At 70.3% G+C, this 21,314-nt stretch carries 21 protein-coding genes; 7 read left to right on the plus strand and 14 right to left on the minus strand.

Annotation, left to right across the window (positions count from 1 at the left end):
- Window positions 1-36: 36 nt before the first annotated feature.
- Window positions 37-468: a VOC family protein gene (locus tag DX116_RS17840; RefSeq protein WP_119705524.1), complete on the plus strand. Its 432-nt coding sequence runs from the start codon at window positions 37-39 to the stop codon at window positions 466-468.
- Here the strand turns inward: DX116_RS17840 and DX116_RS17845 are convergent.
- The 4 genes from DX116_RS17845 to DX116_RS17860 form a co-directional block, all read right to left on the minus strand.
- The gene (locus tag DX116_RS17845) at window positions 363-1,901 is read right to left on the minus strand and encodes a cytochrome P450 (protein WP_119705525.1); all 1,539 of its coding nucleotides are present in this window, start codon (window positions 1,899-1,901) and stop codon (window positions 363-365) included. The genes DX116_RS17840 and DX116_RS17845 overlap by 106 nt on opposite strands.
- A gap of 17 nt (window positions 1,902-1,918) precedes the next feature.
- Entirely contained in the window at window positions 1,919-2,737 is an 819-nt protein-coding gene (locus DX116_RS17850; protein ID WP_119705526.1) for an SDR family NAD(P)-dependent oxidoreductase, read from the minus strand.
- Between the two features lie 61 nt (window positions 2,738-2,798).
- A complete protein-coding gene (locus tag DX116_RS17855) occupies window positions 2,799-3,698 on the minus strand; it encodes a pirin family protein (protein WP_119705527.1) in 900 nt (299 codons plus the stop codon).
- Window positions 3,695-4,387 carry a tyrosine-protein phosphatase gene (locus DX116_RS17860; protein ID WP_119705528.1) on the minus strand — a complete coding sequence of 231 codons (693 nt, stop codon included), beginning with the start codon at window positions 4,385-4,387 and terminating at the stop codon, window positions 3,695-3,697. Before DX116_RS17860 ends, DX116_RS17855 begins: the two co-directional genes overlap by 4 nt.
- Before the next feature lie 85 nt (window positions 4,388-4,472).
- Here DX116_RS17860 and DX116_RS17865 point away from each other — a divergent pair, with 85 nt between their 5' ends.
- The gene (locus tag DX116_RS17865) at window positions 4,473-5,414 is read left to right on the plus strand and encodes an SGNH/GDSL hydrolase family protein (protein WP_119705529.1); all 942 of its coding nucleotides are present in this window, start codon (window positions 4,473-4,475) and stop codon (window positions 5,412-5,414) included.
- 126 nt (window positions 5,415-5,540) lie between these two features.
- Here DX116_RS17865 and DX116_RS17870 read toward each other — a convergent pair whose 3' ends face one another.
- From DX116_RS17870 to DX116_RS17885, 4 genes are all read right to left on the minus strand, one after another.
- Entirely contained in the window at window positions 5,541-6,374 is an 834-nt protein-coding gene (locus DX116_RS17870; RefSeq protein WP_119705530.1) for a Bax inhibitor-1/YccA family protein, read from the minus strand.
- A gap of 84 nt (window positions 6,375-6,458) precedes the next feature.
- Window positions 6,459-7,487: a hypothetical protein gene (locus DX116_RS17875; RefSeq protein WP_119705531.1), complete on the minus strand. Its 1,029-nt coding sequence runs from the start codon at window positions 7,485-7,487 to the stop codon at window positions 6,459-6,461.
- The gene (locus tag DX116_RS17880; protein WP_119705532.1) at window positions 7,484-7,822 is read right to left on the minus strand and encodes a PadR family transcriptional regulator; all 339 of its coding nucleotides are present in this window, start codon (window positions 7,820-7,822) and stop codon (window positions 7,484-7,486) included. Before DX116_RS17880 ends, DX116_RS17875 begins: the two co-directional genes overlap by 4 nt.
- A gap of 66 nt (window positions 7,823-7,888) precedes the next feature.
- The gene (locus DX116_RS17885) at window positions 7,889-8,407 is read right to left on the minus strand and encodes a DinB family protein (protein WP_119705722.1); all 519 of its coding nucleotides are present in this window, start codon (window positions 8,405-8,407) and stop codon (window positions 7,889-7,891) included.
- 18 nt (window positions 8,408-8,425) lie between these two features.
- Between DX116_RS17885 and trmB the strand changes: the two genes are divergently transcribed.
- Together trmB and DX116_RS17895 are read left to right on the plus strand one after the other, a co-directional pair.
- Entirely contained in the window at window positions 8,426-9,139 is a 714-nt protein-coding gene (trmB, locus tag DX116_RS17890; protein ID WP_233556884.1) for a tRNA (guanosine(46)-N7)-methyltransferase TrmB, read from the plus strand.
- A gap of 30 nt (window positions 9,140-9,169) precedes the next feature.
- The gene (locus DX116_RS17895) at window positions 9,170-9,556 is read left to right on the plus strand and encodes a DUF3052 family protein (RefSeq protein WP_119705533.1); all 387 of its coding nucleotides are present in this window, start codon (window positions 9,170-9,172) and stop codon (window positions 9,554-9,556) included.
- Window positions 9,557-9,566: 10 nt separating this feature from the next.
- On the opposite strand, the gene DX116_RS17900 is transcribed toward DX116_RS17895, so the two are convergent.
- Together DX116_RS17900 and DX116_RS17905 are read right to left on the minus strand one after the other, a co-directional pair.
- Complete coding sequence (locus tag DX116_RS17900; protein WP_119705534.1) at window positions 9,567-10,019, minus strand: GNAT family N-acetyltransferase; 453 nt, start codon at window positions 10,017-10,019, stop codon at window positions 9,567-9,569.
- Between the two features lie 71 nt (window positions 10,020-10,090).
- Window positions 10,091-11,071, minus strand: a complete 981-nt coding sequence (locus DX116_RS17905) for an aldo/keto reductase (RefSeq protein ID WP_119705535.1) — start codon at window positions 11,069-11,071, stop codon at window positions 10,091-10,093.
- Window positions 11,072-11,259: 188 nt separating this feature from the next.
- On the opposite strand from DX116_RS17905, the gene DX116_RS17910 reads away from it, so the two are divergent.
- A complete protein-coding gene (locus DX116_RS17910; protein WP_119705536.1) occupies window positions 11,260-12,495 on the plus strand; it encodes an Ig-like domain-containing protein in 1,236 nt (411 codons plus the stop codon).
- 80 nt (window positions 12,496-12,575) lie between these two features.
- Here DX116_RS17910 and DX116_RS17915 read toward each other — a convergent pair whose 3' ends face one another.
- The 3 genes from DX116_RS17915 to DX116_RS17925 all read right to left on the minus strand — a co-directional run bounded on the left by DX116_RS17915 (window position 12,576) and on the right by DX116_RS17925 (window position 17,477).
- The gene (locus tag DX116_RS17915; protein ID WP_119705537.1) at window positions 12,576-14,918 is read right to left on the minus strand and encodes a transketolase-like TK C-terminal-containing protein; all 2,343 of its coding nucleotides are present in this window, start codon (window positions 14,916-14,918) and stop codon (window positions 12,576-12,578) included.
- 76 nt (window positions 14,919-14,994) lie between these two features.
- Window positions 14,995-16,176 (minus strand): amidohydrolase family protein, encoded by a 1,182-nt coding sequence (locus DX116_RS17920; protein ID WP_119705724.1) that lies wholly within the window; start codon window positions 16,174-16,176, stop codon window positions 14,995-14,997.
- Window positions 16,173-17,477, minus strand: a complete 1,305-nt coding sequence (locus tag DX116_RS17925; protein WP_119705538.1) for a type I glutamate--ammonia ligase — start codon at window positions 17,475-17,477, stop codon at window positions 16,173-16,175. The genes DX116_RS17920 and DX116_RS17925 overlap by 4 nt, the downstream gene beginning before the upstream one ends.
- Window positions 17,478-17,597: 120 nt before the next feature.
- Between DX116_RS17925 and DX116_RS17930 the strand changes: the two genes are divergently transcribed.
- Both DX116_RS17930 and DX116_RS17935 read left to right on the plus strand, forming a co-directional pair.
- Window positions 17,598-18,401 carry a class II glutamine amidotransferase gene (locus DX116_RS17930; protein ID WP_119705539.1) on the plus strand — a complete coding sequence of 268 codons (804 nt, stop codon included), beginning with the start codon at window positions 17,598-17,600 and terminating at the stop codon, window positions 18,399-18,401.
- A complete protein-coding gene (locus DX116_RS17935; RefSeq protein WP_119705540.1) occupies window positions 18,398-19,429 on the plus strand; it encodes an ornithine cyclodeaminase in 1,032 nt (343 codons plus the stop codon). Before DX116_RS17930 ends, DX116_RS17935 begins: the two co-directional genes overlap by 4 nt.
- A 27-nt stretch (window positions 19,430-19,456) precedes the next feature.
- Here DX116_RS17935 and DX116_RS17940 read toward each other — a convergent pair whose 3' ends face one another.
- Window positions 19,457-21,313 carry a dipeptide ABC transporter ATP-binding protein gene (locus DX116_RS17940; RefSeq protein WP_119705541.1) on the minus strand — a complete coding sequence of 619 codons (1,857 nt, stop codon included), beginning with the start codon at window positions 21,311-21,313 and terminating at the stop codon, window positions 19,457-19,459.
- Window position 21,314: the final 1 nt, after the last annotated feature.

Here is a 21,314-nt window from a genome sequence, read left to right on the forward strand (position 1 = left end):
CCTGACGGTGTCGGGCTCCGCCGCTACCGTCGGGCCATGGAGCAACGCATCAGCCTGATCACCCTCGGCGTCGCCGACCTCGACCGCTCGCGACGGTTCTACGAGCACGGCCTCGGGTGGACGAAGGGAAATCCGCAGGACGAGGTGGCCTTCTACCAGCTCAGCAACGGCCTGGTGCTCGCGCTGTGGTCGCGCGACGAGCTGGCCGCCGATGCCCGCGTCGCCGACTCCGGCGCCACGTTCAGCGGCATCAGCATCGCGTTCAACACCCGCTCGCACGACGAGGTCGACGAGGTGCTCGCCGCCGTCGAGGCCGCCGGCGGCACCGTCACCAAGCCCGCCGAGGAGCAGGTGTGGGGCGGCTACTCGGGGTACGTCGCCGACCCGGACGGGCACCCCTGGGAGGTCGCGTTCAACCCCGACTGGTCGCTCGACGATGCCGGGCACGTCCGGCTCGGCTCCGACTGATCACCGGCGCCGGGCGCGCTGGCCGCGCCGCCGGCCGACGGCGTGCGCAACCTCAGCCCCAGCTCGAAGCCCTCGGGCATCAGAGTCAGGCGCTCGGTGATCGACAGCTCGTACGACGGGTCGTGCGTCAGCTCGTAGCGGTGCAGCATGCGGGCCAGCACCAAGATGGCCTCGTGCAGGGCGAACTGCCGTCCGATGCACGACCGCTCCCCCGTGCCGAACGGCTTGTAGGTGTGAGTCGGCCGTCCGCGTGAGTTCTCGGGCAGGAACCGGTCGGGGTCGAACTCGTCGGCCGTGTCGCCCCAGACCGTCCGGTCGCGGTGCACCGCCGGCAGCAGCACGAGCGCCCAGTCCTGCGGACGCATGACGTGGCCCGAGCTGAGCGTCGTCACCTCGCGCGGGCTGCGCGCGTAGGCCGGAGCCGTCGGCCACAGGCGCAGACCCTCGTCGAGCACGCGGCGCAAGAACCTGAACTTGGGCACCTGCTCGAAGGTCGGCTCGACGTCGCGGTCGGGCCCGAGGATCGTGTCGACCTCCTCGTGCGCCCGCGCCAGCAGGGCCGGGTCGCGCGAGAGGTAGTAGAGCGCGAACGACAGGGCACCCGACGTGGTCTCGTGCCCTGCCACGAGGAAGGTCAGGATCTGGTGACGGATGTTGACGTCGTCGAGGCGCTCACCCGTCTCGGGGTGGGGCGTGTGCAGCATGATGCCGAGCAGGTCGTGGTCGTCGACGTCCGGCGAGGCCCGCCGCGCGCTGATGATCTCGTCGAGCAGGTTGTCGACGTACGCCAGGTGGTGGGCGTTGCGCTTGTCGATGCGCTTGGCCATGACGGCCGCTCCCGGCATCGAGTTCAGCGTCCCCTTGCGCTGCCCGGCCCGCAGCGCAGCGATCATCGCGGGGATGAACGGGTGCGGCTCGTCGCGGGTGAACGAGCCGAAGTCGGTGCTGAAGGACGTGCGGCTGATGGTCTCCATCGTCAGCTTCGTCATGTCGGCGGACACGTCGACCGGCCCGGTGGCCGCGTCCCACTGGTCGAACAGCTCGCGAGCGGCCGCCAGCATGATCGGGTGGTAGCTGCGCATGGCGTCACGGGTGAACGCCGGACGCAGCAGGTCGTGCGCGAGGGCCCAGTCGGTCTCGTCGTTGTAGGCCGTGAACAAGCCGGCCCCGGCGAACTCGCGCAGGGCCACGAGCGCCGGCGACAACGCCTTCTCGAACCGCGACTCGTCCGCCAGCTCGGCGGCGAGCTCGGCGCCCGCGACCACGACGAACTTCTGGTCGAAGATCTTGAGCTCGAAGATCGGTCCGAGGCCCACCGACCGTCGCAGCGTGCTCTGCAGCGGCTTGAGCGGGTCGGCCCCCAGGGCGTCGCCGGCGATGGGCTTGCGTCCCGCTGGGTGGGGGAACTTCTGGCCTCCCCAGTCATTGCGCATGACGTGTCCCGACCGACCTAGAGCCCGCCGCGCTTGCTGGCCGCCGCCACGATGCGCTGATATCCCGACCCCGTGACCCGTACGAGGAGGTCGAGCGCCTTGGCGTCGGTGCCGATGAGCACTCGCGCCTTGCCCTTCTCGACGCCGGCCAGGATCACGTCGGCGGCCTTCTCGGGCGAGGTGCGCGCCAGCTTGTCGAACGACGAGGCCAACCGGTCGTGGTCGAGCCCCTCGACCTGCTCGCTGTTGCGGGCGATGTTGGTCTTGATGCCGCCGGGGTGCACGCAGGTGACCTTGACCGGGCGATGGTCGTTGACCATCTCCTGCCGCAGGGCCTCGGTGAAGCCACGCACCGCGAACTTGGCGGCGTTGTAGGCGCTCTGCTTGGGGACGGCGAAGAGCCCGAAGATGCTCGAGATGTTGACCACGTGGCCATCGCCGGATGCGATGAGGTGCGGCAGGAAGGCCTTGGTGCCGCTGACGACGCCCCAGAAGTCGACGTCCATGACCCGGTCGATGTCCTTGAAGGACATCTGCTCGATGCTGCCGGTGAAGGCGATGCCGGCATTGTTGAACACCAGGTGCACGACCCCGAAGTGCTCGGCGACGTCGTCGGCATAGGCGAGCACCAGCTCGCGCTGGGAGACGTCGAGGTGGTCGGCGCGCACCTGGGCGCCCAGCTGCGCGACCATCGTCTCGGTCTCAGCCAGGCCCGCGACGTCGACGTCGCTGATCGCGAGGCGCGCTCCCCTTCGCGCGAGCTCGAGCGCCAGGGCTCGTCCGATGCCCGATGCTGCGCCGGTGACCACGGCGACCTTGCCGGTGAAGTGCGTCATGCCGATCCTCTCGATCCGAGATACCCTCGGTATCCGAAATCGACGGTAGCAGATCGTCGGGCTACGTCACAGAGCGTCGGCGGGGGGTGAGCCGCACGTCGGGCAGCGGCGGCGCGGGGATGACCTTGCCGTCGTGCCCCTCGACGTGGCCGAACCGCTCGGCCGCCGCCTGCCAGTCGTCGCGCGCCAGCACGATGTCGTCGTGCGATCGGCCGATGAAGTTCCACCACATGACGAGCTCCTCGTCGAAGGGCTCGCCGCCGATCAGCAGCAGCGTCGTGCCGGTGGGCACCTGGACGCCCACCTGCGTGCGTCCCGGCGCGAGATAGCGAAGCTCGCGATGGTCGACCTCGATGCCGTCGACCACGACGGGCCCGTCGACGGCCAGGAGCGCGTGCTCGAAGTCGGCCCGCAGCGGGATCGTCGACAGGCCGGCAGCGACCTTGAGCTCGGCGCCGACGATGGGCGTGTAGGTCGTGGCCGGCGAGACGGCGCCGCCGAGCTCGCCGAGCAGCACCTTCGCCGTCCATCCGTCGCCCTCGGCGACCGGCAGATCGGGATGGTGCTCGAAGCCGGCCGCCCCCTCGCGGACGCCGGACGGCAGCGCGACCCACAGCTGGATGCCGTGCATCGGGGCGTCGAGGTCACCCACCGAGAACTCCGAGTGCGAGACGCCGTCGCCGGACGTCATCAGGTTGAGCTCGCCGGGCTTGAGCACGACGTCGCTGCCGAGGCTGTCGCGATGACGGATCTCGCCGGCGATCGGCCACGTGACGGTCTGCAGCCCCGTGTGCGGGTGGGGCAGCACCGCCATCGGGTGGACCGTGGGACCGAAGTGGTCGACGAAGCACCAGGCCCCGACGGTCGGGAACCCCTTCTGCGGCAGCGTGCGATGGACGGTGAGGCCGCGCAGACCCCCGAGGGGCACCTCGCGGGCGCCGAGCGTCAGGTCATCGGTCATGCAAGGAGGGTACGACGCAGCTGGTCGATCGCCGCTGACGATCCTCCTGCCGCGACGAACCAGCCCTCGACCCCGTCGTCGTGCGCGTCCCACACGTCGAGCACCGCATCGAGCGCCTCGGGCGAGACGTGCGCGAAGCCCGGCGGGTAGGTGTGCACCGGCGGCGGGGCCGCGGAGGCGGGCGGGCGCAGGCGCCGGTCGATCTCGGCGAGGGCGTGCTCGGTGAGGCGGTAGTCGTGCAGCACCTCGTCGCGCGGGACCCCCACCAGCCGGAGCAGCAGCGCGATGGCGATGCCGGTGCGGTCCTTGCCGGCCGCGCAGTGGATCAGCGTCGTGCCGGGCTCGCGGGAGACCTCGCCCACCAGCTCGACCAGCTCGGGGGCCGCGGTGTCGAGCACGATGCGGTAGAGCACCGCGAGGCTCTCGGCGGGAGCGACCCCGGGACGCAGCGCCGCCAGCAGCGGCAGGTTGACGACGCGGGAGCCGGCTGCCTCGAGCGGGTGGGACGACCGCGACTCGGTGGACGATCGCAGGTCGATGACCAGCGAGGGCGGCCAGCTGTGCCCGTCGGGGTGCTGGTCGTCGGGGTGCGGGACGGCGCTGCGCAGCACCCGACCGGTGGCGACGAGACGTCCGTCGGCCGCGGGACGACCTCCGATGTCGCGAAGATTGGGCGTCGTCTGGGTCACGGGGCCACTCTAGGCGCGGGGAGAGACATGTCACGTCGGGGCGTCCGCGTCCGTCCGGCCATCGGCGGCATCGTAAAATCGGGTTATGGTCCGTCCCCGCAGAGCTGCCGCCACTGCACTCATCGGCAGCGGGGCCACCATCACCGGTTTCTACGGATTCTTGATCGGCGAGGCGATGCTGGCACGTCGCGCCATCGGCACGACCGACGAGCGTCCGCCCTCGCCCGACGGCGTCTACGGCGACGACCTGCCCGGCCGCCCCATCCGTCTGCTCGTGATCGGCGACTCCGCAGCCGTCGGCTACGGGATGACCCGCGCCGACGCGACCCCGCCGGCGATGCTCGGCATCGGGCTCGCGCACGTCATGGACGCCCCCGTCGAGGTGCGAAGTCGCGCCGTCGTGGGCGCGCAGACGTCCGAGCTGATGCAGCAGATCGCCGAGGTCGACGGCTGGGACCCGCACGTGGCGGTCATCGTCATCGGCACCAACGACGTCACCCACCAGGTGCCGCCTGGCACCTCCGCACGGCAGCTGGGCGACGTCGTGCGGCACCTCGTCGAGGCCGACTGCGAGGTCGTCGTCGGCACCACTCCCGACCTCGGATCGGTGCGCCCCATCATGCAGCCGCTGCGCTCGGTGGCCCAGCGCTGGAGCCGCAACCTGGCCCGCAAGCAGACCATGGCCGTCGTCGGTGCTGGCGGCCGTGCCGTGTCGCTGGGCGACCTGCTGGGCAACCTGTTCACCGAGAACCGCGACATCATGTTCGGCCTCGACCGCTTCCACCCGTCCGAGACCGGATACGCCAACATGGTCTCGGTGCTGGTGCCGGCCGTCGCCGCCTCGCTGCGCGAGAAGGCTCGCACGCTGGCCTATGCGGGCCCCGTGTCGAGCGAGCGTCCGCGCGACCTCATGTCGGTGCGCGACGCCGCGGCCGAGGCGGCCGAGAACGCCGGCACCCAGGTCGTCCAGGACGCCGGGCAGGGCGGGCGCTGGGCCACGGTGCTGCGCCGCCGCCGCGCCGGCTGACCGTCGGCCTCTCCGTCCATTGCGTCATAGGAACCGAGGCCCAGGGGCCACGCTTCGTGTGACGTCCCGGAAACGACCGATGGCCGGCCCCCGAGGGGACCGGCCATCGTCATGCAGTGCGAGTGATCAGTCGCCACGCAGGATCGCGAGGATGCGCAGGATCTCGATGTAGATCCAGACCAGCGTGACCGTGAGGCCGAAGGCCACGCGCCAGGACTCGCGCTCGGGCAGGCCGGCCTCGATGCCCTTCTCGGCGTAGTCGAAGTCGAGGATCAGGCAGAAGGTCGCGTAGACGACGAGCGCGCAGGAGACCAGCAGGCCGAGGGTGTTGAAGCCGCGCAGACCGCCGGACTCGAAGACGCCCGTGAGGCTCAGCACCAGGTTGATCAGCAGCACGCCGACGATCGCGAAGCCCGAGATCATCATGATCTTGCGGAACTTGTCGGTGACCTGGATGTTGAAGAACTTGTAGGCCGCGAGGGTGCCGCCGAAGGCGACGACCGTGCCGAGGACCGCCTGGAAGACGATCGAGGTCTCGCCCACGTAGGCCGCGATGACCTTCGAGAAGGCGCCGATGAAGACGCCCTCGAAGACCGCGTAGGCCAGCACCAGCGCGGGGCTGACGACCTTCTTGAACGAGTTGACCATCGCCAGGACGAAGCCGACGAGCGCACCGACCATCGCGAACGTCGCGGCCTTGCCCATCACGGCATCGCCGGTGGTCGGGTCGATGACGTCGCCGATCGCGAACCACGTGACCGCGGCGGCCACGGTGAGCAGACCCAGCGTGATCGCGGTCTTCTCGACGACCGAGTCGATCGTCATGCGTCCGGTGCCCGGCTGGGTGTGCGTGGGCGATCCGTTCAGGTCGACCTGCCACTGGGACGGGTCGTTGGCGATCGCGCCGCCGCGGCCGTTGAACTCGGCGCTGCGGGCGAAGACAGGGTTGCTGCTCTTCATGGTTTCCCTCCGTGGGATCGGCTCCGAGATGGAGTCGTTGGCTCTACCCTATCCAACGCATTCGACAGCCTGTTTGATCCCGGTTTACTCGTTGAGTGGTGCAACCGGTTGCGGTGTCGGCGCAGCCGCCGGCTGCACGGCCGGCACCACCGCGAAAGGCGCAGGCAACGGAGTCGCAACAGCTCCCGGAGCGGGCGCGTTCTGCGCGTCCTCGTCCAGCGCCGAAGCGATCGCAGCGAGCGGGAAGACGTTGTAGACGCTCTTGCCGGTCACGAGCTGCGCCGGGACGAACAGCGACGTGCAGTCGACCTCGTCGCGATCGACGCACGGTCGACCGTCTCCGGACGACACGTCGAAGGGATCGAGCGGGCGCCCGTCCTGGTCGAACAGCTGGACGCCGGTGAGCGGCTGACCCGCCGCGTCATAGGCGTAGACGTTGGTGACGGGCTTGCCCATCATCGAGAGGGGGCTGTCGGCTCCGTAGCCCGAGTCGCTGCCGGCATCGAAGCCGGCTTCGTAGTCGCCTCCGCTGCCACCCCAGGACCAGGCGGCTCCGAAGATCGGCACGATGACCACGGCGACCACGATGTTGCCGACGGTCACCAGCTCACGCTGCGACGGGAAACCCCATCGGCCGCGGCCCCACTGGATGCTGAGCACCGTGAGGCCGAGCATCACGACCCACCACGCCCCCTCAAAGCCGAACCCCCGCTCCATGCCGAAGAACGCGGCCAGCATCCAGGTGGTGGCCCAGGCCCGGACGATCCACCACACCGGCCGCACGGCGTCAGCGAACTCCACGAGCGATGCGATCGCCGGGTTGCGCTCACTGACGGACGCGATCCGCTCCGTGAGCTCCTGCATCGCAACGAGCAGGCCGCGCTTCGCGTCAGAGGGCTCACGCCCGGGCAGCCCGGCAGCCGTCCGCAGCTCGGCGGCATAGGCGACCGGATCGGGCAGGGTCCGGCGCAGGTCCTCGGCCAGCGACTCGGCCAGGTCTGCCTCGAGGCCGTCGGTGAGGTCGTCGACCTCCTCGCGTGACAGGTCGGACAGTGCAGCGCGCACCTCCGACGCGAATGCGACGATCTCCGGCGCGACGGTGGACGTGGTCATGCTGCCTCCCCTGTGGTGGACGTGCCGAGCAGATCGCTCATCGTGGTGGCGAACTCGGCCCAGACCTTGCGCTGCAGCTCGAGCGTCGCTCGGCCCTGGGCGTTGATGCCGTAGTACTTGCGGTGCGGCCCCTCCTCGGACGGCACGACGTACGACGTCAGGGCCCCGGCCGAGTACAGCCGCCGCAGCGTGCCGTACACCGACGCGTCGCCGACGTCCTCGAGCCCGGCCGCGCGCAGCCGTCGGACGACGTCGTAGCCGTATCCGTCCTCGTCCTCGACGACGGCGAGCACCGCGACGTCGAGGACTCCCTTCAGCAGCTGGGTCGCATCCATGTATGGGACAGTACCACGCAATACGCAGTACCGCGTGGTGCGCGCCACGTGGCGGCGCGGCGGACCTCAGCCCCGGACGTCGTGGAGGTGGTGGACGACGTCGTGCAGGAAGTACTGCGCGAGCGTCACCACGGTGAAGGCCGAGCCGTTGCTGCGGCGTCCGGTCCGTGCCCAGGCGTCGGCGGGGACGGCCTCGAACGTCCACGCCACCAGGCGTCCGGCGACGTCGAGCTGCGGCGCGATCTCGGACGGCGCCTGCGAGGCGTAGTCGTCGTCGAGGGCGGTGGCGTCCTGGTCCCAGTTGTCGAACGTCGGATCGTCACGCTCGAGCATCAGGGCGACCCGGCCCGCGAACACCGTGAAGACGTCGCGCACGTGGCACGCGTACTCGGCCGACGACCACGTACCGGGGTCGGGACGCTCGCCCGCGTCGCCACGCTCGAGCACGGCCCGCCAACGGGGCAACGTCTCGCGCACGCGACCCGCCACGTCGTCGGGAACCACGTCAGCGGCGACGAAGCCGCACTCGGGGCACGGCTGCTCGAGCACCCACGTCCAGTCCTTGGTGTCGGGCTCGATCTGCACGCGTCTACGCTAGCGCGGGTGGAACCTGCCCCCTACCGCACCGAGCCCGTGTCGTTCACCCGCCGCGGAGGCCGACTCTCCGAGCGCCAGCAGGCGGCGTGGGACGCGCTGTCGGCGACGTACGTGGCCGAGGCCCCCGACAACGGACCGACCACCTCGATCGACCCGTCCTACGTGCTCGACACCACAGCGCTGTTCGGCCGCGACGCGCCTCTCGTCGTCGAGATCGGCACCGGGCGCGGCGAGGCGATCGTCCACGCCGCCCACCAGCACCCCGAGCTGAACTTCCTCGGTCTCGAGGTCTACGTGCCCGGCGTCGCCCAGACCCTGGTGACGATGCGGCACCGCGGCGTCGAGAACGTCCGGCTCATGATCGTCAACGCGGCCGAGGCCCTCGGCACGATGCTGCCGCCGGCCTCGGTGCACGAGCTGCGGGTGTGGTTCCCCGATCCGTGGCACAAGAAGCGGCACAACAAGCGACGGCTGGTGACACCGGCCTTCGCCGAGCTCGCGGCGCGCGTCGTCGAGCCCGGCGGCACCTGGCGGCTCGCGACCGACTGGCAGGAGTACGCCGACCAGATGCGGGACGTCCTCGCGGGCAGCGCCGACTTCGCGTTCAGCGGCGACTGGGCCCCCCGGTTCGAGGGGCGTCCGCTCACCCGGTTCGAGCACAAGGGCCTGCAGGTCGAGCGGGACATCCGCGACCTCTCGGCCGTCCGCCGGAGCAGCTGACCCCTCCTCACGACCCCCTAGGATGTGCGCATGAGCACCGACGTGACGAACGCCGAGAAGCTGCGCATCTCCGACGGTTTCGTGGTCTGGATCATCGGCACGACGGTCGAGGAGACCTCGTTGCTCGACCCGATGCCCGAGGGTGCCGAGATGATCGAGGCCCGCGACGAGGAGGAGCCCGAGTCGGTCGACGCGGCGATCGTCTTCGCCGACGACCGCACGCAGCTCGCCGACAGCTTCGACGACGTGCTGCCGCAGCTGGGCTCGATCGACGTGGTGTGGATCGCCTTCCCGTTGCGCGACGCCGGCGTCGACGAGGACTCGATCCAAGAGCTCGTCGCCGACTACGGCTGGTACGCCGAGGAGTCGATCCTGCTCGACGACGCGTGGGGCGCCCTGCGCATCGAGCAGTCCTAGCGCCCGGGGCCTAGCGCTCGAGCCTGAGCTGGCTGACCCAGATGCCGGGCGGCACCTCGACATCGCGCTCGCGGCTGAAGCCGTGCTGGGCGTAGAGCCTGACGGCCGGGACGTTGTCGCGCCCGGTGGCCACGACCACCGGCCCCTCCGACGCCGCCAGCACCCCGAGCAGCAGCGACGACCCGATGCCGCGACGCATCGTCTGCGGACCGACCATCATCTTCGCGATGTCGACGTGGTCGTCGTGCTCGGACCACGCGGCGGCCCCGACGAGCTCGACGCCGTCCCAGGCCATCAGCCAGCGACCGCGCCAGGCCGCGAGCGCACGCTCGTCCTCGTGCAGCGTGGGCAGGCGCTGGTCGCCGATCAGGTCGGCCTCGACGGCGTACGACCTGCGCTGCAGCGCCAGCACCATCGAGGCGACGTACGGGTCAGCGGCTGGGTCGGGCGACGAGAGGATCATGACCGCTCTCCCCTCGTCGTCGGAGCAGCCAGAGTACCGCCGCGGCCCTCCCCCGGGCCCGCCGACGAGGGCTACCAGCGGGGGTGGACGTCGCCGCGCAGCAGCCGGTCGTAGACGTCGCGCACCCCGGCGTCGAAGCCGTCGGGCAGCGCGACCGCCGCAGCGGCCGCATTGCCGCGGGCCTGCTCGACGTTGCGGGCACCGGGGATGGCGGCGGTGACGCCGTCCTGCGCGAGGATCCATGCGATGGCCGCCTCGGCCGGACGCACGTCCTGCGGCACCAGCTGCCCGAACTCGCGGGCGGCCTGGACGCCCGTGGTGAAGTCGACGCCCGAGAACGTCTCGCCGACGTCGAAGGCCTCGCCCGACCGGTTGTACGTGCGGTGGTCGTCGTCGGCGAACGTCGTCTGCTCGGTGTAGCGGCCCGACAGCAGCCCGGACGCCAGTGGCACGCGGGCGATGATGCCGACGCCGGCCTCGCGCGCGGCCGGCAGCACCTCGTCGAGCGGCTTGAGCCGGAAGGCGTTGAGGATGATCTGCACGCTGGCGACGTTCGGGCGGGCGATCGCCGTCAGCGCCTCGTCGACCGTCTCGACGCTGACGCCGTAGGCGGCCATGACCTTCTCGTCGACCAGGGTGTCGAGGTCGTCGAAGACGCGGTCGTCGGAGAACACCGCAGTTGGCGGGCAGTGCAGCTGCACCAGGTCGAGGGTCTCGACGCCGAGGTTGCCCCGCGAGCGGTCGGTCCAGGTGCGGAAGTTGTCCATCGTGAAGTGGACGGGGTCCTGCTCGGCGCGGCGACCCATCTTGGTCGCCACGAACACGTCGATCTCGGGGCGGCTGCGCAGGTACTCGCCGATGATCTGCTCGCTGCGGCCGTCGCCGTAGACATCGGCGGTGTCGAAGAACGTCACGCCCTCGTCGACGGCGGCATCGAGCACCGCGATGGCGTCCTCGTGCGTCACGTCGCCCCAGTCGGCGCCCAGCTGCCAGGTGCCGAGGCCGACGACCGATACGTCTCGTCCTGTGCGTCCGAGTGTGCGTGCCTGCATCGGTGGTGCTCCTTCTGAGGGGTGGACCACCAGCCTAGGGAGCGGACGGCTGTACCGCTGAGGGGCGGCACCCCTCGAGCTCGTCTGCACGGCCCGCTGCACACGACGACTCCCGGAGAAACAGGTGCACGGTGCATCTATCTTCTCAATTCGAGGACGTGACGCACACCACAGAGTTACGGTCTGGCATGAAAAAAATCCTTGCCACCGGACTGACAACAGCACTCGTCGTCGGCGGGCTCGGACTGGCCTCGGGCCCGGCCGAAGCACGCCCCGACATCAAGACAGCAGCCTTCGCGCAAGCGGGTCCGCTGCCCCTCGACCTCTGCGATCTCCTGCCCCTGTGCACCGGGCCCGGAGGCAGCCTGCTGATCGACGTCCAGGACGCCCTGGACGCCCTGCTGGGCAACACCGGCTCGCCCCAAGACCTCGCCACGGCCATCGTGGCGGCGCTGCAGGGCCTGCCGTCCGGCGACCGGCCCGAGGCAGCCGCGGCCATCGCGCAGCAGCTGCAGAGCGCAGGGCTGAGCCCTGCAGCCCTGAGCCAGGTGCTCAGCGGGCTGGCAGGAGACTCCAACCCGCTCGGCGACCTGGTCCCCGACCTGCTGGCGACCGTCCAGAGCCTGGTCAACGGTCTGCTGGGCATCGGCGGACAGACCCCGGACCCGGCGCAGGCGCAAGCGCTGGTCGACCAGCTGCTGAAGGCGCTGGCAGCAGGTGACGCCTCGGCGCTGCAGGCCCAGGTGTCGAGCCTGCTGACGTCGCTGCCCGGCGGGTCGGGGCTCTCCCCCGCCACCCTGACCGACCTCGTCAACCAGATCGTGGCGGCCCTGCAGGCCGGTCTCGGCGGCGCATCGGCCACTCCGGTGGTCAACAACGTCGACAACGCCATCAGCACCAGCGCCCCCAGGCTCACCTCGCCGGGGACCTACGTGACGAGCAAGCGTCCGGCGATCCGAGGCACCGGCGCAGCCGGCGCGTCCGTCACCGTGCGCACCAGCAAGGGCGTCGTGCTGGGTTCGGCCACCGTGAGCTCGACCGGGGCCTTCACGGTGACCTCGCGCTCGCTGAAGCGTGGCGCGTACACCGTGACCGCCACGCAGACCGCGCCCGGTCGGGCCACGTCGCCCCAGTCGTCCGCCCGGACGTTCCGCGTCGTGTCGGCCAAGCCGGCCATCACGACGAGGTCGAACAAGAAGTTCAGGACCCACCGGCCGAAGATCTCCGGAATCGCCTACCCGAGGACCAAGGTGGTGCTGCGCAGCTCCACCGGCAAGAAGCTGGGCAGCGCGAAGGTGCGCTCGAACGGCACCTGGTCGATCAGGTCCAAGAGCCTGTCCAGCGGCACCCGCAAGATCAAGGTGACGCAGACGGGTTACGGCAAGAAGAAGACCAGCAAGCTCAAGAAGATCCGCATCCGCTAGTCGATCCATGGGGGTGGTCGTGGCCTGGACGGGCCGCGACCACCCCTCTCACGTGGTGGGTGGCTCGACCGCGCCGCGCGTCATCGGCCGATCAGGGTGAGGGCTGCGTCGGCGATCGCGCCGGGGTCGATGCCGTGGAGTCGGTAGGCGTCCTCCAGGCCGGTGGACTGGCCGAAGTCGGTGACTCCGAGGCAGCGGATGCGGTCGCCGCGGGCTCCGGCGAGGAACGACAGCGTGTGCGGGTGGCCGTCCAGGACGGTCACGAGTGGTGTCGGGTGCTCGGCGGGGAACAGGGTGCTGATGATGTCGTCGCCGCGGGTCTGGCCGATGGTTCCGCGCTGGTTGAACGAGCGGAACACCAGATCAGGGCTCGTCAGGCAGACCACTCCCGCCGTGATCCCCTGGTCGGCCAACGCATCCGCAGCCGCGATGACCTCCGGAAGGATCGCGCCGACCCCGACCAGGGTGACCTGCTCGTCGGCCGGGTCGTGGGTCGTGATGCGGTACCCACCGGCGACGGCCTGCCGGCGACGGCGCTCCAGCATCACGTCGTCCTCGGGCAGCGACGACAACCCCTGGTCGACCGGGCGGGTCGAGAGGCGGAAGTACGACGACGTGCCGCCCTCGATGCCGACCTGGGCCATCGCGGCGAGCATGCACCACTCCAGGTCCTGGGCGAACACCGGTTCCCAGGCGATGCACTCGGGCTGCTCCAACCCGATCGACGGAGTGGTGATCGACTGGTGCGCCCCACCCTCGGGGGCCAGCGTCACCCCCGACGGGGTGCCGACGATGATCGACTGACCGCCCGCGTAGATGCCGTACGACCAGGGCTCGAGTGCGCGAGAGACGAAAGGGTCGTAGAGGGTCGCGATGGGGATCAGCCGCTCGCCCCAGCGCGACCAGGTGGCGCCGAGCTCACCCAACAGGCTCACGAGGTTGACCTCGGCGATCCCCAGCTCGATGTGCTGGCCACTGGTGACCTCCGACCACTTGAGCACCCTCTCGGCGTCGTCGGCGAACCAGTCCAACCGGTCCTGCACCGACCACACCCCGGTCTTGTTGATCCAGCCGCCCAGGTTCGTCGACGACGCCACATCGGGGCTGCACGTCACGACGCGGGCCGCGATCTCGGGTGCCGACCGCTTGAAGTCCGCCAGGAAGCGACCTAGAGCGGCTTGCGTCGAGACCGGTGCCTTGTGAGCACGTCCCAACCGGACCGGAACCTGCCCCGTCGGCTGCGTGACGACAGGGGCGCGCGCCATGTCGGAGCCTCGCGCGTCGCACAGTCTCGCCGCCGGCGATCCGGCCGCGAACGTGGCCCACGGATCGTCGAGGTCGGTGCCCGTGACCCGTGCCAGCTCCAGCATCTGCTCACCGGTCAGCAGCGCCGAGTGGTTGTTGGGATGCCCCTCGGTCGGGAGCCCGCGACCCTTGACGGTGTAGGCGAAGATGATCGTCGGGCGGGTCGAGTCGACCGTCCGGTACGTGTCCAGCAGCAACCCGATGTCGTGGCCACCGAGGTCGCGAACGGCGTGGGCCAGCTCGGCCGTCGGCAGCGAACCGAGCAGCTTCCTCAGCTGGTCGCTCCCGTGCTGCCCCACGATGCGGTCGGCGATCTCGGACGAGTCCACGCGCAGCAGCCGCTGGTACTCCTCGTTCGGCATGTCCTCCAGGCGCCGCCGCAGCTCGTCGCCTCCGCCCCGGCCGAAGAGCTCCGCGATCGCGCGACCCCACTTCAGGGTGATCACCTGCCATCCGGCCGCCTCGAACATGCCCATCAGACGATGGATCTGGACGTCGGGCACGACTCGGTCCAACGACTGACGGTTGAGATCCACGATCCACAACAGCTCGCCGAGCCGGGCGACGGACGGATCAGCGACGGCCTCCCAAATCGCCCCCTCGTCCAGCTCGGCGTCGCCCAACAGGCTCACGAACCGGCCTGCCGGAGGGGCAGTCGGGAAGTGCGAGCTCACGTACCGGTGCGACATCGCCGCCCACAACGCCGCCGTCGCGCCGATGCCGACCGAGCCGGTCGAGAAGTCGACCGTGTCCGGATCCTTGCGACGGCTCGGATACGACTGCAGACCACCCTTCGCCCGCAACGTCGACAGGTACTTCTCATCCAGGTCGCCCAGCAGGTAGTTGATGGCGTGGAGGACCGGCGACGCGTGCGGCTTGACCGACACCCGGTCGATGCTCGTCAGCTCCGAGAACCACAACGACACCATGATCTCCACCATCGACGCACTCGACGCCTGATGCCCACCCACCTTGACACCCGACTCGTTGGGGCGTCCTCGGTTCGCCGCGTCGACGATGGCCGTCGAGATCCACCTCACCCGCTCCGCGACCTGCCGCAGCACGTCCGTACCGGCCGCCCCCTCGTCCGGGAGGTGCTGCGAGATGCTCTGAGTCATGGCGAGTCCTTGGTGGCTGGCGATCGGGAGGGCGTCGTGCGGAACAAGATCGGCTGGGCCGCTTCTGCGGCGGTCCTCACCTCAGGGTGTAGACCCTGCGTGCGTTCTCGGCGCCGATCATCTGCGCGACCCGGACGGCATCGTCCGCCGACCAGTCCCCACGACGGACCCACTCGCCGAGGGCGAGCCCCATCGAGCGTCGCCACAGCACCGATCCGAGCAGGTGCAGCTCGGGGAGCCCGTAGGCGTCCGACGAGTACAGCTGCTTGGCGAAAGGTGCCACCTCGAACGACTCGCGCACGACCTGCGCCGACTGGGCGCCGACGAAGTTGATGGCGAGCCCGATGTCGAAGTGCACGTGGTCGAACGCCTGCGCGAGGTAACCCGCCTCTCGGTGGAACGGCCAACAGTGCAGGAGCATCACCGCCGAACCGCTCTCGGCGGTGCTGCGCAGCAGCGGCAACAGGTGCAGCGGGTTGGTGCGATCGAGATCCAGGTCACGATCGCCCAGTCCGATGTGCAGCTGGAGAGGGCGGCCACGGTCCACGGCACTGTGCACCAGGAACGCGATGATGACGGGATCGACCGTCCTCAGGCGGTCGGCCGGCGTCGTGCGGAGCCACGCCGACACGGCGGCCGTGACCGCGTCGTCGGAGGGGCGCGACCAGTCGATGTCGAGACCGCAGCGGTAGGCGGCGATCGACTTGAAGCCGGCCGCATCGGCCGACTCTGCGGCCACAGCTGCTCGGACGCGGTCGACGAACTCGGCAGGATCCGCGCACTCCGCGGCGACGGACTCGGCCAGTCTCTCCAACCGCACGAGCCGATTGCTGTCCGCGCCCGATGCCGACGCCAGGTCGCCGGGCGACCGCAGGGCGTCGAGACCGATGCTCTCGTCGACGATCCACCCGGTCACGCGGGCAGCGGGCAGCAGCAGCGAGTCGAGCTCCTGGGACGACATCGACGCACGCCTCGTCCAGTACTGGTCGGCCGACGCGTGCGGTGCCAGGCCGAGCAGAGGAGCGACCCAACGACGTATCGCGAAGCCCAGCTGCGAGTCGAACATGCTCATGAACGCGGGGACGGGGTCCGGCGAGCCCTCGTTGATGGACTGCTCGAAGACGTTGCGCGTGATGTCGTCCGCGTAGGTGCCGTGCACGTGATGGTCGACGAGCTCGAGCCCCGTGAGCGCCTCGCGGAGCATCGACGGCACCTCGTGCTCCACCCCGGCGAAGACGTCGACCGTGCCGGAGGTCATGACCACGCCATCTTGAGCGTCTCGGCGATCTCGGCTGCCGTGGCGTCGCAGAAGACCTCGACCTCGTGGCGGCGCACGGCCACCAGGCCGGCAACCACCATCGGCCCGAACAGCTGCTCGGCGAACGTCGATGCGGCGAGCTCGTCCAGGACCTCGCCGGCATCCTGCGACAAGGTGGCCGCTCCCGACTGCTGAGGATCGGCGGCGAGCTCGTCCGGCAACGGGGCACCTTCGACGACCCCGCGGAGCGCGGAGCCGAGGAGGGCGGCAGCAGCGAGGTAGATGTTGGCCGTCGCGTCGACGATCTTGAGCTCGATGTTGGCGCCGTGCGGGTTGCCCGCGGTCCCGGCCAGCAGACGCACCGCTGCCTCGCGGTTCTCGAGTCCCCAGCCGACCGAGGCACCTGACCAGGACCCTGCCTTCAGCCGTTGCGACGAGACGACCGACCCGGCATAGACGCCGTGCAGGTCGCGCAGACCGCCCAGCACACCGCCGATCGCCGCGCCCCCCTCAGGGGTGAGCCCGTGCGGCCCGTCCCCGCCGTGGAAGATGTTGTGCCCGTCGCGCGCCAGCGACAGGTGCAGATGTGCCCCGTTGGCCGCCGCACCGACCCACGGCAGGGGCGAGAACGAGACCTCGAGCGAGTGACGCGCCGCCACCAGACCGATCACGGTGCGAGCGAGCACCGCCGCGTCGGCCATGCGGATCGGCGCAGCGGGAGGCAGCGACACCTCGTACTGGTCGTGGCCGAACTCGGCGTGCAGCTGTTCCGGTGCAAGTCCTGCGTCGGTCAGCGCATCGGCGAGATCGGCCAGGAAGGCGCGGTGACGGGTCAGCGACCGCATGCCGTAGGCGGCCCACTCGGCGCCCGCCGAGGGTCCCCGGTCGGGATCGATGACGACGAACTCGATCTCGGTGCCCATCAAGGTCTCGAGCCCGCGCTCGTTCGCCTGCGCGGCGACGGCGCGCAACGCCCGGCGAGGACACAAGGGCGATGCCGTGCCGTCCTGCTCGCACAGATCGGCCGGCGCCCAGGCCAGACCGTCACCGATGTCGACCAGGTCGTCGGGGTCGATCCTCAGCCTGAGGTCGCCGGCGACGCCGATGTCGTCGGTGAACACGACGGTGTTGTCGGCCGAGAAGGTCACCCACGTGGGCGACGCCCCGATCCCCGACGTGGCGAAGACGTCCGTGCGGGCCGCCGGGACCGTCTTGGCGCGGGCGACCCCTGCGTAGTCGACCAGCGAGCCGACGACGAGTGTCCTTCCGCGCTGGTCGGCTGATGGTGGCGATGACCGCATGCGCGCGCTCCCGGGGTGTGAGGACTAGGTTACGAACGAAACATACATTACACTTTTGTGACAGAGATCGAAAAGTGTTACTACAGTTTCTTAGCGAGAGGCGGCTCGTCCGTGTGCAGGATGTTCGGTTTTGTCTCCCCTGGCGCGTCCAGTGTGGCGGACTCGCTCGGCGCCCGGGGTCTCACCGACCTCCACGCGCTGGCCCAGCTGCACGCTGACGGCTGGGGATGGGCCGGCATCGGCCGACCCGGCGAACGGCCAGAGGTCGTCAAGTCGATGATGCCGGCCGAGCAGGACGCCTCGTTCCAGGCGGCGCTCGACTCGTCTCGCCACGCCGCGATGCTCCACCTGCGATGGGCCACGGTCGGCATCGGCGTCGAGCAGACCAACACCCACCCGTTCGTGGCCGGCGACATCACGTTCGAGCACAATGGCGCCCTCAAGCCGATCGACACCATGCGCGCCCTGCTGTCCCCCCGCAGTCGCGCGGCCCTGACCGGGGCGACCGACAGCGAGATGTACTTCGCACTGATTCTCGAGCTCGTCCCGCACGAGGCCTCGGTGCCCGCCGCGGTCGCCCGGGCGGCACGCACCATCCGCCAGGAGTTCCCCGTGGCGAGCCTCAACGCGATGCTGCTGACGCCGGAGCACATGATCGTCGTGCACTCGAGCGCCCGCAGCGCCCTCGACGAGATCGACCTCGTCGAGGCAGCCCAGTTCGAGCTGCCCGACGAGCACGCCGAGGACTACTTCGCGCTGCGCTGGTCGCGGACCGAGGACGGCACGGTGCTGGTCGCCTCGAGCGGGCTGTCCGAGGAGTCGTGGGCGCCCCTGCCTACCGACACCGTGATGGCGATCAGCCTCACCGATGGCTCCATCCAGATGCTGGCACTCGATGCCACGGCCGAGGAGGTCACCGCATGACCCAGTTCGTCGATGTCCACCGCATGCGCCGGTGGGTTGCCGGCATGCAGGTCGAGAACGTTCTCGAGGGCCTGCGCACGTACATCGAGGACGACTTCCGACGCTGGCCGCGCTTCGACAAGGTGGCCCGAGTCGCGAGCCACACCCCCTTCGGCGTCATCGAGCTGATGCCGACCAGCGATCACGAGACCTACGGCTTCAAGTACGTCAACGGGCACCCGGACAATCCCGAGCGCGGGTTCCAGACCGTGACGGCCTTCGGCGTGCTGGCCGACGTGCACAACGGGTACCCGACCTTCATGTCCGAGATGACCATCCTGACGGCCCTGCGCACGGCTGCCACCTCGGCCATGGTCGCCAAGGCCTTGGCCCGACCGGGGTCCGCGACCATGGCGCTCATCGGAACGGGCAGCCAGGCCGAGTTCCAGGCCCTGGCGATGCGTGGCGCGCTGGGGATCGAGGACCTGAGGATCTGGGACACCGATCCGGCGGCGATGCTCAAGCTCGCCCGCAACCTCGAGCCGCGTGGCTTCGACGTGACGATCGCCGGCTCGGCCCGCGAGGCCGCCCAGTGCTCTGACGTCATCACCACGTGCACGGCCGACAAGACCCGTGCCACGGTGCTCGACCTCGACATGATCCCGCAAGGGGCGCACGTCAACACGATCGGCGGCGACTGCCCCGGCAAGACCGAGCTCGACCCTCGCATCGTCACCCACGCAGACGTGTTCGTGGAGTACGAGCCGCAGACGCGTGTCGAGGGCGAGATCCAGGCACTGCCCGCCGACTCACCCGTGACGGAGTTCTGGCGCGTGCTCGTCGGCGACGCCCCGGGGCGCACGAGCCGTGAGCAGATCACGGTGTTCGACTCGGTCGGCTTCGCGATCGAGGACTTCGCCGCTCTGCGGTTCGTCCGGGACTCGACGGCTCACACGGACTTCTCCACGACGATCGACCTCGTCGCGCAGCCGGACGACCCCAAGGATCTGTTCGGCTACGCGACGGCGCCCTCCCCCGTCCCGGTCTGAGACGTAGCGATCGACCCGCGGTACCGGCTACCGCGGGTCGATCGCGTGACGGCCCGGCGTCGAGTCCACGAGCGTGCGCGTGTACTCGTGCTCCGGGTCGTCGAGGACGTCGGCCGTCCGCCCCTGCTCGACGATGTCGCCCCGGTACAGGACGACGACCCGGTCCGTCACCTGACGCACCACGGCGAGGTCGTGCGTGATGAACAACAGCGCGACGCCCTCGTCCCGTCGGACCTCGCGCAGCAGCTCGAGGATCTGCGCCTGCACGGAGACGTCGAGCGCCGCTACCGGCTCGTCGCAGATCAGGAGCCGTGGCGCCACGGCCATGGCGCGGGCGATCGCCACGCGCTGACGCTCACCGCCGGACAGGGCGGACGGTCGCCGCGACGCGTACGAGCCCGGGAGGCCGACGCGTTCGAGCAGCGCGGGGACGGACGTGGGCCGCGCCTCGTCCCGCCGGTACTGCAAGGCCTCGGACAGCGCCGACCCGATGGTCCGCATGGGGTTGAGCGACGCGTACGGGTCCTGGAAGACGACCTGGACGTCGTGGCGGACTGCCGCGAGGTCGACTCGCGAGAGCCGACGATAGTCGGCGATCTGGCGCCCGGCGAGCTCGATCGAGCCCGCATCCGGCGTCACCAGTCCGAGCAGCGACCTGGCGAGCGTCGTCTTGCCGGATCCCGACTCGCCCACCACGCCCAGCGACTCGCCGGCAGCGATCGACAACGACACCGAGCCGAGCGCCACGGACGACGTCGCACGACCCATCATCGACGAGGTCCTGTACGTCTTGCCGAGACCTTCGACGCGCAGCAGCGGACCGGCGTCGGGCACCGCGGGCGGGTCCACGGGGGCCAGCACCTGGGCGCGGCGACCGGCGAGCTCGGCGCCGATCTCCTCGATCCGCAGGCAGGCCGACTGGTGCCCGGCGGCGACCGGACGAAGTGGCGGGCGCTCCTGGCGGCACTCGTCGCGGGCCCACTCGCACCGATCGGCGAAGCCGCACCGCTCGCGGACGGAGTCCGCCGGCGGCACCGACCCGGGGATCGAGACCAGCCGGCCGATGTAGGCATCACCGGCCAGGTCGCTCAGCATCAGGCCGTGGCTGTAGGGATGGCTGGGACGTCTGGACAGCTCGTCGGCCGGGGCCCGCTCGATCACCGAGCCCGCGTACACGACCTGGATCTCGTCGCAGACGTCGAAGGCCACCTGCAGGTCGTGGGTGATCAGGAGAAGGGCCATGTTGCGCTCACGCTGCAGGCGCCCCAGGAGCGCGAGCACCTCGGCCTGCGTCGTCACGTCGAGCGCGGTGGTCGGCTCGTCGGCAAGGAGCACCTCGGGATCGGAGGCCAGCGCCGCGGCGATCGCCACTCGTTGACGCATGCCTCCCGAGAGCTGGAACGGGTGCCGGCGCGCCACGTCCGCGTCGAGACCCACCTCGCGCAGTCGGGCCGCCACCTCCTGGCGGCGGACCTTCTTCGAGCGCCGCACGTCGGCCGGCAAGGACTCCGCCAGCGTGGCACCCACGGTCTGGAGCGGGTTGATCATCGTGAAGGGGTCCTGCAGGAGCAGGCTGATCTTGGCACCGCGCATGGACCTCAGCGCCCGCTCCGTCATGCCGATCATCTCGGTGCCGTGGAAGCGCACGCTGCCCGTGGCGGTGACCCCGTCGGGAAGCAGACCCACCAGTGCGCGGGCCGACATCGACTTGCCCGACCCGGACTCCCCCACGATCCCGAGCGTGCGCCCGCGCGAGAGCGTGAAGCTCACGTCGTCGACCAGCAGCCGCGACGAGGCGCCCGAGCCGGCGTGCACGTGGAGTCCCTCGACCTCGAGCACGGTCTCGGCAGCACCCTTGGACGGCTTGCTCGACTCGACGGACATC

The organism is Aeromicrobium endophyticum (genome assembly GCF_003586285.1).
In the GTDB taxonomy this organism is placed as follows: Bacteria; Actinomycetota; Actinomycetes; order Propionibacteriales; family Nocardioidaceae; genus Aeromicrobium; species Aeromicrobium endophyticum.

What these genes read in the sequence shown, in the direction of transcription:
- DX116_RS17900 (WP_119705534.1), bottom strand. Translation starts at nt 10,019, where the DNA reads ATGATCCTCTCGTCGCCCGACCCAGCCGCTGACCCGTACGTCGCCTCG.
- DX116_RS17875 (WP_119705531.1), bottom strand. Translation starts at nt 7,487, where the DNA reads ATGACCACGTCCACCGTCGCGCCGGAGATCGTCGCATTCGCGTCGGAG.
- DX116_RS17930 (WP_119705539.1), top strand. Translation starts at nt 17,598, where the DNA reads ATGTTCGGTTTTGTCTCCCCTGGCGCGTCCAGTGTGGCGGACTCGCTC.
- DX116_RS17920 (WP_119705724.1), bottom strand. Translation starts at nt 16,176, where the DNA reads ATGACCTCCGGCACGGTCGACGTCTTCGCCGGGGTGGAGCACGAGGTG.
- DX116_RS17840 (WP_119705524.1), top strand. Translation starts at nt 37, where the DNA reads ATGGAGCAACGCATCAGCCTGATCACCCTCGGCGTCGCCGACCTCGAC.
- DX116_RS17925 (WP_119705538.1), bottom strand. Translation starts at nt 17,477, where the DNA reads ATGCGGTCATCGCCACCATCAGCCGACCAGCGCGGAAGGACACTCGTC.
- DX116_RS17935 (WP_119705540.1), top strand. Translation starts at nt 18,398, where the DNA reads ATGACCCAGTTCGTCGATGTCCACCGCATGCGCCGGTGGGTTGCCGGC.
- DX116_RS17915 (WP_119705537.1), bottom strand. Translation starts at nt 14,918, where the DNA reads ATGACTCAGAGCATCTCGCAGCACCTCCCGGACGAGGGGGCGGCCGGT.
- DX116_RS17850 (WP_119705526.1), bottom strand. Translation starts at nt 2,737, where the DNA reads ATGACGCACTTCACCGGCAAGGTCGCCGTGGTCACCGGCGCAGCATCG.
- DX116_RS17870 (WP_119705530.1), bottom strand. Translation starts at nt 6,374, where the DNA reads ATGAAGAGCAGCAACCCTGTCTTCGCCCGCAGCGCCGAGTTCAACGGC.
- DX116_RS17895 (WP_119705533.1), top strand. Translation starts at nt 9,170, where the DNA reads ATGAGCACCGACGTGACGAACGCCGAGAAGCTGCGCATCTCCGACGGT.
- DX116_RS17880 (WP_119705532.1), bottom strand. Translation starts at nt 7,822, where the DNA reads ATGGATGCGACCCAGCTGCTGAAGGGAGTCCTCGACGTCGCGGTGCTC.
- DX116_RS17910 (WP_119705536.1), top strand. Translation starts at nt 11,260, where the DNA reads ATGAAAAAAATCCTTGCCACCGGACTGACAACAGCACTCGTCGTCGGC.
- DX116_RS17940 (WP_119705541.1), bottom strand. Translation starts at nt 21,313, where the DNA reads ATGTCCGTCGAGTCGAGCAAGCCGTCCAAGGGTGCTGCCGAGACCGTG.
- DX116_RS17845 (WP_119705525.1), bottom strand. Translation starts at nt 1,901, where the DNA reads ATGCGCAATGACTGGGGAGGCCAGAAGTTCCCCCACCCAGCGGGACGC.
- DX116_RS17855 (WP_119705527.1), bottom strand. Translation starts at nt 3,698, where the DNA reads ATGACCGATGACCTGACGCTCGGCGCCCGCGAGGTGCCCCTCGGGGGT.
- DX116_RS17905 (WP_119705535.1), bottom strand. Translation starts at nt 11,071, where the DNA reads ATGCAGGCACGCACACTCGGACGCACAGGACGAGACGTATCGGTCGTC.
- DX116_RS17865 (WP_119705529.1), top strand. Translation starts at nt 4,473, where the DNA reads ATGGTCCGTCCCCGCAGAGCTGCCGCCACTGCACTCATCGGCAGCGGG.